Source organism: Allosphingosinicella sp. (assembly GCF_036387215.1).
Taxonomy (GTDB): domain Bacteria; phylum Pseudomonadota; class Alphaproteobacteria; order Sphingomonadales; family Sphingomonadaceae; genus Allosphingosinicella.
Map to the genome: position 1 here is coordinate 1 of NZ_DASVUE010000046.1, position 13,470 is coordinate 13,470.

The window sequence follows — 13,470 nt, forward strand, 5'->3', positions numbered from 1 at the left end:
CCCGCCTTCGAGCCTCGATCGGATATGATCGGCGAGGCTCTGCCGGGCGGCGGCGATGCGGGCTCTCCAGCCCTGCGGGGCCGCCGGCGCCACGATTTTCACCTCGCCAAGCGCACGCCCTGTGCCGCCAATGCCCTGGAACCAGGCGGCGCGCGAGAAATCATAGGCGCCGGGCACGGCCATCGGCGGCGGCGGCATCAGCCAGGTGCGCAGGTGAATGGTGGCACCGGCCGCGATGGTGCCGCTCTTGTCCTGATCGACGTTGATGCGGAGCTTCGGCGGGAGATGCGGCGCCGCGAGGGGCCGAACCACCAGCCGCACCGATTCCTTGGCCGGAAGGCGCTGCAGGCTTTCCACCCGAGCGTCGAACTCCGCCATCTGCGCACGCTCGACGCGGGGCGCCGCGACCCGTTCGGACTTCCACCAGATCAGCCCGCAGCCCGTTGCGGCGGCGAAGCAGAAGATCGCCATCGCGCGGCCCCAGCGCGTCCCCCACCCGCCGGCAAGCGCCGCCAGCATGAGCGCCCCCGCCAAGGCAAGTAAGCCCCACCAGCTGCCCCGGTCCGGCAGCGTGAACCAGGCGGCGATGCCGAGGCCGAGGCCGACGGGAAGCCAGAGCGGGAGCTGGTCCCGCTCGGCGTCGAACAGCGCCTCCAGCCGCTCGGAGACGCGCGCCGGCAGCGCCGTTTGTCGCCGCCAAAGGCCTATGCTAGGGGCGCGCCAGTCGTTCGTCGCCATCCGGCGCATCCTTGGAGAATCGGCGCTTGAGCGCAACTGTCCCCACGCGCGAGGTCGTTACGCGTTTTGCGCCCTCGCCGACCGGTTTCCTGCACATCGGCGGCGCCCGAACCGCGCTCTTCAACTGGCTGTTCGCCCGCCACCACGGCGGTAAGTTCCTGCTGCGCATCGAAGATACCGACAAGGCGCGCTCCACCCAGCCCGCCATCGCCGCTATCCTGGAAGGCATGCGCTGGCTCGATCTCGATTGGGACGGGCACGAATATTATCAGTCGCAATTCTGGGCGCGCCACGCCGAGGTGGCGAACGAGCTGCTGGCGCGCGGCCATGCCTATCGCTGCTATATGACGCAGGACGAGCTTGCCGCGGCCCGCGAAGCGGCGCAGCGCGAGAAGAGGCCGTTCCGGATCGAGAGCAAGTGGCGCGACTGCTCGCCCGACGCCGCGGCGCCCGGCGCTCCGTTCGTGGTGCGCCTCAAGGCCCCGCGCGAGGGCGAGACGGTGATCGAGGACCAGGTGCAGAGCACGGTCACGGTCCGGAATGCCGAAATCGACGACTTCGTCCTGCTCCGCTCCGACGGCAGCCCGACCTACATGCTGGCCGTGGTGGTGGACGATCACGACATGGGCGTGACTCACGTCATCCGCGGCGACGATCACCTCAACAACGCCTTCCGCCAGCTCGCCATCATCCGGGGCATGGGCTGGCCGGAGCCGGTCTATGCGCACGTGCCGCTGATCCACGGAGCGGACGGCGCCAAGATGTCGAAGCGGCACGGGGCGACGGGCGTGATGGACTATCACGCGCTCGGCTTCCTGCCCGAGGCGCTGTCCAACTATCTGCTGCGCCTGGGCTGGGGGCATGGGGACGAGGAGATCATCAGCCGCGAAGATGCCGTGCGCTGGTTCGGCCTGGAGGGCGTCGGCCGCTCCCCTTCGCGCTTCGACACCAAGAAGCTTGAGAATCTGAACGGCCATTATATCCGGGAGGCATCGGACGGGCGGCTGGCGGGGCTGGCGACGCCGCGGATCGAGGCTTTGCTCGGGCGGTCGCTCATGACCGACGAGATCGCCCTCCTCACCCGAGCGATGGAGGGGCTGAAGCCGCGTGCGAAGAGTCTCAACGAAATCGCGGAAGGCGCTCTCTTTCTTTTCAAGGCGCGCCCGCTCGATCTCGACGAAAAGGCGGCGTCCTTGCTAGAGGGCAATGCACCGGACCTGCTCGCCCTCGTTCATGCAGCGCTTGCCGCGCTGCCCGAATGGACCGCCGAGGCGACAGAGCAGGCCGTTCGAGAGGTATCCGAAAGCGCCGGCGTCAAGCTCGGCCAGGTGGCGCAGCCGCTTCGTGCGGCGCTCACGGGCCGAGCGACGTCGCCGGGAATTTTCGACGTTCTCGTCCTTCTCGGGCGCGAGGAGAGCCTCGCGCGCGTTCAGGACCGGGTGTGATCAAGGAGCGATAAGATGACGAACGGCAAGGCAAGCCTGGGGCTTGGCGGCAAGACTGTCGACTATGACGTGCTTCCGGGCAGCGTCGGGCCGGACGTGATCGATATCCGAAAGCTTTACGGCCAGACCGGAGCCTTCACCTACGATCCGGGCTTCACCTCGACCGCGGCCTGCGAGAGCGCGATCACCTATATCGACGGCGATCAGGGCATCCTCCTCCACCGCGGCTATCCGATCGACCAGCTCGCCGAGCATTCGACCTTCATGGAGGTCTCCTACCTGCTCCTGAACGGCGAGCTTCCGAGCAGGAGCGAGCTCGACCGCTTCACCTACACCATCTCGCGCCACACGATGCTGCACGAGCAGCTCTCGACCTTCTACCGCGGCTTCAGGCGCGATGCGCACCCGATGGCGATCATGTGCGGCGTGGTCGGCGCGCTGTCGGCTTTCTATCATGATTCCACGGACATCACCGATCCGTACCAGCGGATGGTCGCCTCGCACCGCCTGATCGCGAAGATGCCGACCATTGCCGCCATGGCGTATAAATATTCGGTCGGTCAGCCGTTCATGTATCCCCAGAACAGCCTCTCCTACACCGGCAATTTCCTGCGGATGACGTTCGGCGTCCCGGCCGAGGCCTATGAGGTGAACCCGATCGTCGAAAGCGCGATGCGGCGGATCTTCATCCTCCACGCCGATCACGAGCAGAACGCTTCGACCTCGACGGTGCGGCTCGCCGGCTCCTCGGGCGCGAACCCGTTCGCCTGCATCGCCGCCGGCATCGCCTGCCTGTGGGGCCCGGCGCATGGCGGCGCCAACGAGGCGGCCTTGAACATGCTTCGCGAGATCGGCCGGCCCGAGCGGATCCCGGAATATATCGCCCGCGCCAAGGACAAGGACGATCCGTTCCGACTGATGGGCTTCGGCCACCGCGTCTACAAGAATTTCGACCCGCGGGCGAAGGTGATGCGGTGCACCGCCGAGGAGGTTCTGAACGAGCTCGGCGTGACGGACCCGGTGTTCGACGTGGCCCGCGAGCTCGAGCAGATCGCGCTGAACGACGAATATTTCATTGAGAAGAAGCTCTATCCGAACGTGGACTTCTATTCGGGCGTGATCCTGTCGGCGATCGGATTCCCCACGTCCATGTTCACCGCGCTCTTCGCCCTCGCCCGCACCGTCGGCTGGGTGGCGCAGTGGAACGAAATGATATCGGACCCCGACCAGAAGATCGGGCGGCCGCGGCAGCTCTATACGGGCCCGACGCAGCGCGATTACGTGCCGGTGGACCAGCGCTGATGCGGGCTGCCGTGCTCGCGGCTCCCGGCGAGATCAGGATCGACGAAGTTGCCCTCCCGGAGCCGGGGCCCGGCCAGGTGCGGGTGCGGTTGGAAGGCTGCGGCGTCTGCGCCTCCAACCTCACGCCCTGGGCGGGGCCGGAGTGGCAGCAATTCCCGCTGGAGCCCGGCGCGCTCGGCCATGAAGGCTGGGGCGTGATCGATGCCGTCGGCGAGGGCGTGAACGGCCTGCGAGTGGGTCAGCGCGTCGCGGCGCTCTCCTACAAGAGCTACGCCGACTACGACATTGCGGAAGCCGACGCGGTGGTGCCGCTTCCGGAGAGCCTCGCCGGCCAGCCCTTCCCCGGCGAGCCGCTCGGCTGCGCGATGAACATCTTCCGCCGCAGCGACATCGAGGCGGGGCAGACCGTGGCGATCGTCGGCATCGGCTTCCTGGGCGCGATCCTGACCCGCCTCGCGACGGATGCGGGTGCCCGCGTGATCGCCATCTCCCGCCGCCCCTTCTCGCTCGACGTGGCGCGGCAGTTCGGGGCCGCGGAGGTGATCCCGATGGAGGACCACAACGGCATCATCGATCGGGTGAAGGATCTGACCGGGGGCCAATTCTGCGACCGCGTGATCGAAGCGGTGGGTAAGCAATGGCCGCTCGATCTCGCCTCAGAGCTCGTCAAGGAGCGCGGCAAGCTGATCGTCGCCGGCTATCACCAGGATGGGCCGCGGCAGGTCAATATGTGGCTGTGGAACTGGCGCGGCATCGACGTCATCAACGCGCATGAGCGGGACCCGAAGACCTATGCCGACGGCATCCGGGAAGCGGTGGACGCGGTCGCCTCTGGGCGGCTCGACCCCTCCCCGCTCTACACCCACACTTATTCGCTCGACCGGCTGGACGAGGCGCTGAACGCCACCCGCGACCGCCCCGACGGCTTCCTCAAGGCATTGGTCACCCCCTGATGCGCCGCCCGCGCCTCGGCTTCCTCGGCGTCGGCTGGATCGGCCGCCACCGGATGGAAGCGATGCTGAACACCGGCGCCGTCGAAGCCGCCGCCGTCGCCGATCCATCGGCGGAGATAGCCGCGGAGGCCGCCAAGCTCGCGCCGGACGCGGCCATCGTCTCGACTCTGGACGATCTCCTCGATGCCGGCGTCGACGGCATCGTGATCGCGACCCCGAGCGCCATGCATGCCGAGCAATCGATCCGTGCGCTGGAGCGCGGCGCGGCGGTCTTCTGCCAGAAGCCGCTCGGCCGCACGGCGACGGAGGCTCGGGCGGTGGTGGAGGCAGCGCGGGCCGCGGACCGGCTGCTGGCGGTGGACCTCTCCTACCGCTTCACCGATGGCATGGGCCGCATCGTCGAGCTCGTCCGGTCCGGCGAATTGGGCCGCGTCTACGCAGTCGATCTCGTCTTCCACAACGCCTACGGGCCCGACAAAGGCTGGTTCTATGATCCGGCGCTGTCCGGGGGCGGCTGCGTCATGGATCTCGGCGTCCACCTCGTCGATCTTGCGCTCTGGACACTCGGCTTCCCGGAGGTGCGGGACGTCTCGAGCAAGCTCATCGTGGGCGGCGAGCCTCTTGCGGGCCGGACCGACCGCGTCGAGGATTATGCCGTCGCGACGCTGGAGCTGGAGGGCGGCTGCGCGGTCCGCCTCGCCTGCTCCTGGCGCCTTCAGGCGGGCGTCGATGCGATCATCTCCGCTTCCTTCTACGGCACCCAAGGCGGCGCTGCGATGAGCAATGTCGGCGGCTCCTTCTACGATTTCAGCGCCGAACGCTATCGCGGCACCTCGCGGGAGACCCTGGCTTCGCCGCCCGACCAGTGGGGCGGACGCGCAGCCGCCGACTGGGCGACGCGGCTGGCGGGCGGTGCGCGCTTCGATCCGGAAGCGGAGCGGCTGGTGGACGTCGCCTCGGTGCTGGACCGCATCTACGGCCGCTAGGCTGCCTTGAGGGCTTCCTGGGCGAGGAGATCGGTGACGGCGGCAGCCGTGACCGGGCGGCTGATCAAATAGCCCTGTCCCGTGTCGCAGCCCATCGCAGCGAGCGCGTCCAGGCACTCGCGGTCCTCGATGCCTTCCGCGACCACTTTCATTCCAAGCTCATGCGCAAGGGCAATGGTAGAGCGGACCATGATAGCGTTGCGCTGATCGCTGCTGACGGCGTCGATGAAGCTCTTGTCGATCTTGAGCTCGGTCGCCGGCAGCTTCTGCAGGTAGCCGAGCGAGGATTGGCCGGTGCCGTAATCGTCGATCGACACGTTGACTCCGAGCGCGCGCCAGCTCTCGAGCGCTGCGACTGCAGCGTCGGCGCTGTTGATCGCGGCGGTCTCGGTGATCTCGACCGTCAGCCGTTCGGGCGGAAGCCCGCTTGCGCGCAGCATCTGCCCCACCAGCTCGATGAAGCCGTGATCGGCGAGCAGGGTGGCCGAGACGTTGACTGCAACTCCGAGCGGGTACCCGGCGGCGTCCCAGGCGCGGGCGTCTTCCAGCGACTGTGCGAGCACGTGCGTCGTCAGTTCGCGCACCCGGCCATGCTCCTCCAGCAGCGGAATGAAGCTGTCGGGGCCGATCGGCCCGCGCTCCGGGTGGAGCCAGCGCACCAGCGCCTCCACCGCGAAGATGCGGCCGCTCGAAAGGTCGAGCTTGGGTTGGTAGGCGTTCCAGACCTGGCCCGAAGCCATCGCCGCGTCGAGCTCGCCCAGCAACGACAGCTGCCAGTTGGTCTCGTCCGTCTCGGACTCGACGAACTTCGTCCAGCGCATGCCCTTCCGCGCGGCCCTAGCGGCGGCGAGCGAGGCGTTCGCAGCCAGATGCTTTCCGTCGGCCGCCTCGGCGGCGGCAAGGCCGAAGCTCAAGGTGACGTCGACCAGGCGGCCGCACTCCACCGGAGCGCGCATCAGCGACGATATGGCTTCGACGCGGTCGCCGATCGTGTCTTCATCCTCGGGCGCTTCGATCCAGGCGAGATTGGCCTCTTCGCTTCGGTAGATGACCCGGTCCGGCGTCGCGAACGTCAGGCGCTCGCTGACCCGCAGGATGAGCTGCGCGGTCGCGGCAGGGCCGAGAACGGAAGCGATCTCGGCGAAACGGTTGATGTGGGCGACGACGATCGAGCCGCCGCCACGCCCGGCCAGGTCCGCCTCCAGCCGCGCAAGGTTGGGAAGCCCGGTCGCTTCGTCCACCAATGTGCGCTGGCGATAGCGCTCCTGAAGCAAGGCCGCAGCGCCGCCGGCCGCCGCGATCGCCAGAGCGGCGAGCGCCGGGGCGACCGGCAGGAAGACGGCCCAGGCCGCTTCGGTGATCAATGGCAGCGCGATGATGCCGGCCGAGCCTCCGCCGAACAACGCCAGGCGCCGGCGACCTGCTCCCGGCCGGACGGTAAGGGCAATCAGCAGCAGTGCAAGCGAGAGCGCCCATCCACCGCTCCACCGCTCGGGGATGGGGCCGGCAAGCAGTGTCTCGGCGGCCAGCGCTTGGATCACGACGCCAGGAATGACGCCATAGCGCGGAACGACGTAGCGATCCCCCATCTCGATCGCGGTGCCGCCGATGATGACGCGCTTGCCCGCAAGCTCCGCTGCCGGAACGCGGCCGCTTATGACGTCGATCATGCTGTGGCGCGGGATTGTCGCCGGATCGATCGAATAGTCGATGTCGAACGAGCGGCCGATGTCGGCCTTACTCTCGGCGATCATGCTTGGGATGGAGGGCCGCGGTGTCCCGAACGTCGCCACCCCAAGCGGCACTTGGCGGACATAGCCGTCGGTGTCGGGAATGACATTGACTGCAGCAAGAAAGGCGTTCTCCGCCAGCGACTTGATTGGAATACTTTCACTGAATTCCGAGCTTCCCGCACCGGCTGCCTGACGCAACGTGGGGAGAATCACATTGCCTCCGGCACGCTTCAAGGCGGCCTTGAGCTTGGCGTCCTCCAGCGGTTCGGAGGCTGACGAGAAATCGACATCGAACGCGATGGCCCGGGGCCTTGCTGCGTGCAGGCTATCGATCGTTGCGGCGTGGGCCCCGCGCGGCAATGGCCAGCGGTGGATCTGCTTGATGCTGCGGGCATCGATTTCGACGATGTGCACCTCGCCGGAGGCCGAATGCGAGCGCAGGCCGTCGCGTGCGCTCCTCAACATCTGATCGAAAGCCTCGCCGGCGCCTGAGAAAAGCAGCGAGGCGCCTGCAATAGCCGCGGTTGCGAGGATCGCCCGCCGCCGCCAGCGCGTGAAAGCCGTCTCCGAAGGTGCGTGGTCGGGCATCATTGCTCAGAGCTGTGCCTGCCGGCGCCGGGAGCGCAGGCAGGCATCAGCCATGAAGGCTGCGGATCCAGAGACGCTCAGCCGCTTCAACGACCGCCGGGGCCTTCGGCGCCGCCCTTGCCGCCGTCCTTGCCGGAATCCTTTCCGGCATCCTTATCGCTATCCTTTTCGCCGCCCTTGTCGGCGTCCTTGTCGCCGCCCTTGTCGGCATCCTTAGCGCCGCCCTTGTCGGCATCCTTGTCGCCGCCCTGGTCACTGCCCTTGTCACCACCCTTGTCACCGCCCTTGTCGGCATCCTTGTCGCCGCCCTTGTCGGTACCCTTGTCGGCGTCCTTATCGCCGCCCTGATCGACATCCTTGCCGTCGCCCTTGTCGTCCTTGGCCGGCTTGTCCTTGTCGTCCTTGCCGGGATCGCCATTCTCGTCCTTCGGCGGCTTGTCCTTGGCAGGCTTGTCCTTCTCGTCCTCAGCCGGCTTGTCGCCTTCCTTGCCGGGCTTGTCCTTGCCGTCGCCCCAACCAGGGTTCGATCCGTCCCGGCGGGCGGCGCGGGCCTGCTCGCGGAATTCGGCATTGGCCATTTCGTGGCCGGAGCTTGCTTCCACGAGGCCGTGGGTGGCGTCCGACACCGAGTCATGCTTTTCAGCCACGCGAGCGCGGACTTCGATCGCCCGCGCCGACGGGCCGGAATAGACCGGCGCATTCGATTTCAACGCGCTCGCGGCGGATCCCTTCTCCGAATGGATGACCCTGGTGCTCTCCCCCTGCACGGTCAGCCGGTAAAGATCGCTCGCGCCGACCTGCGCGATCGTGCCGGGACGGACGAGGTCCTTGGCGCCGCCGTCGAGCGTCGAAACTTCGACGGCTCCCTCGGTGACCTGGACGCTGCTGCCTTCCGGCCCGACGCTGACGGTGAAGGTCGTCCCCTTCACGACCGCGGCGAGGTAAGGCGTCTGCACTCCGAAGTGCGGCGTGCTCTTCTTCTGGATTTTGAAGACTGCCGTGCCAAAGTCTTCAATCAGCTGCATAATCGCGTTCTGCGACTGGACTGCGGGAACCCGAAGCTGAGTACGGGGCGAGATCACCACGAACTCCTCGCCGCGCACGATCACGGCGCGGGCATTGGTGCCCGTAGCGATCGTCGATCCGCTGGCGAGCAGCGCGCCGCGGGTCGCCGCGCGGGTGCGGCCGTTCTCGACCAGCCGCACATCGCCGCTGACTTCGCTCACCTTCCAGCCCGGCGACTGGGCCGAAGCGCCCGTGCCGATCGCCAGCAATAACGGCGCCAATCCGATGATCATCTTCCGCATGGGTCTTCCCCCCTTTGGTGAGCCGCAGCGGAATGCCCGCAGCGAACTCGTGCCGCATGCGTGACTAAATGGCGTCAATTACCGGCGGGTGGAGGAACCCGGTTAACGCCGCGTAAGCCTTAGGAGGGTGAAGGCGCGGCTAACCAATTCTTTAGGACCGCGGCGCTACAGAGGCGGCCGAAGAGCAATTCGGGGCGACCCTAAGCACATGATATTTCTGAGGCGGATCCTGTTGGCGGGCCTATTGGCCTTTGGCGCAATGGCGTCGGCCCCGGCCTATCAGCGGACGCCGGATCAGGCCGATCCCACCGTGATCGAGGACGACCTGCGCCGCGAGGACCGTGCCCAGCCGAAAGCCAGGCCCACGATCGAGGTCAGCCGCCCCGAAGCCGGCACCAGCGCCATCACCGAAGACGTAATCGTCGGAGCGATCCGTGTGGACGGCGCCTCGGCGCTTCCTCCCGCCGCCTTCGCCCGGGTCGTCGAATCCTATGTCGGCCGCACCCTCACCGCGCGCGACCTGACGTCGCTCGCCTCCGATATCGCCGATATCGCCCGTTCGGCCGGCTTCGGCCTCGCCACCGCCTGGATCCCGCCGCAGCGCGTCTCCAACGGCATCCTCCATGTCGTGGTGGACGAAGGCCGGATCGACGCCGTCGAGGTCACCGGCAACGGGGAAGCGGCCGTCCGCCCCTATCTGGAGCCGCTCGCCCGGGGCGGTGCCGTCAAGACGGCAGTGCTCGAACGTCAGCTGGTGCTCGCGGGCGACGTGCCGGGCATCCGCATGGGCAAGGCGCGCCTCCAGCGCCGCGGCGGCCGAAGCATCCTCATGGTCCAGGCGGCGCGCGATCGGGTGCGCGGCTCGGCAAGCATCGACAATTGGGGTTCGTCCGCGGTCGGGCCCGTCCGCGCGCGCCTCACCGCCGACATCAACGGCATCCTCGCCGAGGACGACCGGTTGACGATCGGCGGCAGCGTCACTCCGATGCAGCCCAGGGAATTCGCGCTCGCCCACCTTTCCTATACGAAGGTGCTCGGCGGCAGCGGCACCGAGGTGACGGTCGGCGGCTACGTCGCCCGCTCCGAGCCCGGCGGCGTCCTCAAGGACCTCGACATCAAGGGCGTAAGCTCGGAGATCGAGTTCGGCGTTCGCCACCCCTTCCTCCGCTCGCGCTTCGCAAGCCTTTGGGGTTCGCTCGACTTCCGCCTCCGCGACAGCAGCCAGAGCCGGGGTGACGTCAGGATCCGCGACGACCGGATCGCTACCATCACCGCCGGCGGGCTGGCGGTCCACCGCGGCCCCGACGCCCGCGCCCGCGCGCGCTTCTCCCTTGCCCAGGGGCTCGATGTGCTCGACGCCACCCGCAGGGGGGATCCGCTCGCCTCGCGCCCGGACGGCAGCGCGGTGTTCACCAAGCTCGAGCTTTGGCTTGAATACGAACAGCAGCTCGGGCGGGGCCTCAGCCTGTTCGGCCAGGCCGAAGGTCAGGTCGCGAACCGCCCGCTCCTCTCGAGCGAGGAGATGGGCCTCGGCGGCCGCTATTTCGGACGCGCATGGGATTATCGCGAATTCTCGGGCGATAAGGGCGTTGCCGGCTCGCTCGAGCTCCGCTTCGATCTGAAGCAGATGCCGGGCCCGATCGGCGATGCCCAGCTCTACGCCTATGCCGATGCAGGGCGGGTGAGCAATTACGAGGGCGGCTTCGGCGGCGGCTCGCTCGCCTCGGCGGGCGGCGGCATCCGGCTGTGGCTCGACGGCGGCATTCAGGCCTCGCTGGAGGCTGGCTTTCCGCTCACCGATGGCGCCGATCCGGCGGCGGACCGGGAACCGCGCTTCTCCTTCACGCTCGGCACCCGCTTCTAGCGCCAGATTGACCCCGCGCGGGGTTCCGTTAAGCGGGCGGAATGACCCTTCCGCCGCTTCTCAGCCGCCTTCGCCTGCCCGTCATCGGCGCGCCCCTGTTCATCGTCTCGAACCCGGATCTGGTGATCGCGCAGTGCAAGGCGGGGATCGTAGGCTCCTTTCCGGCGCTGAACGCCCGTCCGCAGGCCCTCCTGGACGAGTGGCTGCACCGCATCACCGAGGAGCTCGCCGCCTGGGACCGCAACAATCCGGACCGGCCATCGGCCCCGTTCGCGGTCAACCAGATCGTCCACCGGTCGAACGAGCGGCTGCAGCAGGACATGGCGACCTGCGCCAAGTGGAAGGTGCCGATCGTCATCACCTCGCTCGGCGCGATCGAGGAGGTGAACCAGGGGGTTCATTCCTGGGGCGGGATCACGCTCCACGACATCATCAACGACCGCTTCGCCCGGAAAGCCGTCGATAAAGGCGCGGACGGCCTGATCGCGGTCGCCGCGGGTGCTGGCGGCCATGCCGGGCGGCTCTCGCCCTTCGCACTGGTGCAGGAGATACGGGAATGGTTCGCGGGGCCGCTGATCCTTTCCGGGGCGATCGCCAACGGCCGCTCGATCCTCGCCGCGCAGGCGATGGGAGCCGATCTCGCCTACATCGGCTCACCTTTCATCGCGACTGAAGAAGCGAACGCAACTTCCGAATATAAGTCGGGAATTATCGAGGGACGAGCATCCGACGTCGTCTATTCCAGCCTGTTCACCGGCGTCCACGGCAATTACCTCCGCCGCTCGATCGAGGCGGCGGGGCTCGACCCCGACAACCTTCCCGAGGGCGATCTGAAGACGATGGATTTCGGCTCAGGCTCGGCGAAGGCTTGGCGTGACATTTGGGGCTCGGGCCAGGGCATCGGCGCGGTCACCAGCGTGCAGCCGGCGGGCGCCTATATCGATCAGCTGGCAGCGCAATATGAGGAGGCGAAGGCGGAGCTGGCGGCGAAAACCGCCTAGCTTCGGATCTGCTCGAACCTGCGCCGCCATTCGGACGGCAGCTCGACGGGGCGGCGGCTGTCCCGGCCGACATAGACATGGACGAAATGTCCTTCCGCTGCCGCTTCCTGCTCGCTCTTAGCAAACACCCCCAAGCGGTAGCGAACGCTCGATTTTCCAAGACGCTCGACACTCAACCCGACATCCACCGGCTGCGGATAGGCGAGCGGCCGGGCGTAGCGGCAGCCGGTCTCGACGACGAGCCCGATCGGATCACCGGCCTGGATGTCGAGCAGCCCCTGCTCGATCAGCCAGGCATTCACCGCCGTGTCGAACCAGCTGTAGTAGACGACGTTGTTCACATGGCCGTAGGCGTCGTTGTCGCCCCAGCGGGTGCCGACCTCGCGCCACACCCGGTAGAAGCCGCGGCCTTTCAGCGGCTCGCGGCTCACAGCGCCGCCTCGTAGAGCCGCCGCGCATCCGCTTCGGCGATCCGGCAAGGATTGTTGATCAGCAGCCGCTCCTGCTTCATCGCCTCGCTTGCGAGGAGATCGAGATCGCCTGCGGCAACGCCGACATCGCGGAGCCGCTGCGGAAGCCCGGCGGCTCGCGAAAGCGCGCCGAGCCGCTCGACGAACCCCTGTGCCCGCGCCTGCATGCCCTCCTCCGCCAGAGCCGGCTCCAAGACGGTGCCGAGCTCCGCGTATAGCGGCATCGCGGCGGACATGTTGTGGCCGAGCACGTGGCCGAGCATCAGCGAGTTGGAGAGGCCGTGCGGCACGTGGAAGTGGCCGCCGAGCGGATAGGCCAGTGCATGCACCCCTGCCACCGGCGCATTCGCAAAGGCGACGCCGGCCAGATGCGCGCCAAGGAGCATCGCCGCCCGCGCGTCCACACCGGAAGGGTGCTGGCACGCCCTGATCAGGTTTGCCCCAAGCAGCCGCAACGCCTCCCGCGCCAGAAGGTCCGACATAGGGTTCTTGAGGCGCGCCGACGTATAAGCCTCGATGGCGTGGACCATCGCATCGATGCCCGTCGCGGCGGTCACCGGCCGCGGCAGCCCGAGCGTGAGCTCCGGATCGAGGATCGCCCAGTCGGCGATGAGGGCGGCGCTGCTGACGCCCCTCTTCTCCGCGCCGCCGACGGTGATGATCGACACGGGCGTGGCTTCCGAGCCCGTTCCGGCCGTAGTCGGCACCAGCGCCAGCGGCAGCCCCTTCCCGCTCGCCTTCCCGACGCCCCAGAGCGCCTCGAGATCGTCTCCGCTGCCGATCAGATATGCGGCGAGCTTCGCCACATCCATCGGGCTTCCGCCCCCGAAGCCGACTACGGAGGTGCACCCCTGCCCCGCCGCGACCCCACCCATCAATGTCTCCCGGCAGGGATCCGCCTCGACCGCATCGAACAGGATCGGCTCCACGCCCGCATCCGCAAGCGCAGCAAGCGCAGCATCGGCAAGTCCAAGCCCCCGCACCTGCGCATCCGTAACGAACAGGCACCGCCCGGCCGGCAGCACCTCCCCCAGCCGCCGCACCGAACCGGCGCCGGCGATGAGCTTCGGCCCATATAAGAAC

The 13,470-nt window shown here is 67.9% G+C and carries 11 protein-coding genes; 6 read left to right on the plus strand and 5 right to left on the minus strand.

The features are described 5' to 3' along the window. Positions 1–738: DUF4131 domain-containing protein (locus VF662_RS02365; protein ID WP_464137268.1), on the minus strand; the 738-nt coding region annotated here is incomplete at its 3' end. A gap of 26 nt (positions 739–764) precedes the next feature. Between VF662_RS02365 and gltX the strand changes: the two genes are divergently transcribed. From gltX to VF662_RS02385, 4 genes are read left to right on the plus strand one after another with little or no spacing between them, the layout of a single operon-like run. Next, on the plus strand, positions 765–2,183 hold the full coding sequence (gltX, locus tag VF662_RS02370) for a glutamate--tRNA ligase (protein WP_464137270.1): 1,419 nt from the start codon (positions 765–767) through the stop codon (positions 2,181–2,183). 15 nt (positions 2,184–2,198) lie between these two features. Next, positions 2,199–3,485 (plus strand): citrate synthase, encoded by a 1,287-nt coding sequence (locus VF662_RS02375; RefSeq protein ID WP_464137272.1) that lies wholly within the window; start codon positions 2,199–2,201, stop codon positions 3,483–3,485. Beyond that, a complete protein-coding gene (locus VF662_RS02380; protein WP_464137274.1) occupies positions 3,485–4,438 on the plus strand; it encodes an MDR/zinc-dependent alcohol dehydrogenase-like family protein in 954 nt (317 codons plus the stop codon). The genes VF662_RS02375 and VF662_RS02380 overlap by 1 nt, the downstream gene beginning before the upstream one ends. Then, a complete protein-coding gene (locus tag VF662_RS02385) occupies positions 4,438–5,424 on the plus strand; it encodes a Gfo/Idh/MocA family protein (RefSeq protein ID WP_464137276.1) in 987 nt (328 codons plus the stop codon). Before VF662_RS02380 ends, VF662_RS02385 begins: the two co-directional genes overlap by 1 nt. Here the strand turns inward: VF662_RS02385 and VF662_RS02390 are convergent. Beyond that, positions 5,421–7,745 carry an EAL domain-containing protein gene (locus VF662_RS02390; protein WP_464137278.1) on the minus strand — a complete coding sequence of 775 codons (2,325 nt, stop codon included), beginning with the start codon at positions 7,743–7,745 and terminating at the stop codon, positions 5,421–5,423. The genes VF662_RS02385 and VF662_RS02390 overlap by 4 nt on opposite strands. Before the next feature lie 86 nt (positions 7,746–7,831). Further along, positions 7,832–9,052 (minus strand): FecR family protein, encoded by a 1,221-nt coding sequence (locus VF662_RS02395; protein WP_464137281.1) that lies wholly within the window; start codon positions 9,050–9,052, stop codon positions 7,832–7,834. A gap of 259 nt (positions 9,053–9,311) precedes the next feature. On the opposite strand from VF662_RS02395, the gene VF662_RS02400 reads away from it, so the two are divergent. Both VF662_RS02400 and VF662_RS02405 read left to right on the plus strand, forming a co-directional pair. Next, positions 9,312–10,916 carry a ShlB/FhaC/HecB family hemolysin secretion/activation protein gene (locus tag VF662_RS02400; protein WP_464137283.1) on the plus strand — a complete coding sequence of 535 codons (1,605 nt, stop codon included), beginning with the start codon at positions 9,312–9,314 and terminating at the stop codon, positions 10,914–10,916. A gap of 41 nt (positions 10,917–10,957) precedes the next feature. After that, positions 10,958–11,917, plus strand: a complete 960-nt coding sequence (locus VF662_RS02405) for an NAD(P)H-dependent flavin oxidoreductase (RefSeq protein WP_464137285.1) — start codon at positions 10,958–10,960, stop codon at positions 11,915–11,917. Here the strand turns inward: VF662_RS02405 and VF662_RS02410 are convergent. Both VF662_RS02410 and VF662_RS02415 read right to left on the minus strand, forming a co-directional pair. After that, positions 11,914–12,348, minus strand: a complete 435-nt coding sequence (locus VF662_RS02410; protein WP_464137288.1) for an acyl-CoA thioesterase — start codon at positions 12,346–12,348, stop codon at positions 11,914–11,916. The two genes, VF662_RS02405 and VF662_RS02410, sit on opposite strands and share 4 nt — an antisense overlap. Continuing rightward, a partial coding sequence (locus VF662_RS02415; protein ID WP_464137289.1) for an iron-containing alcohol dehydrogenase occupies positions 12,345–13,470 on the minus strand: 1,126 nt, incomplete at its 5' end. The genes VF662_RS02410 and VF662_RS02415, both read right to left, overlap by 4 nt.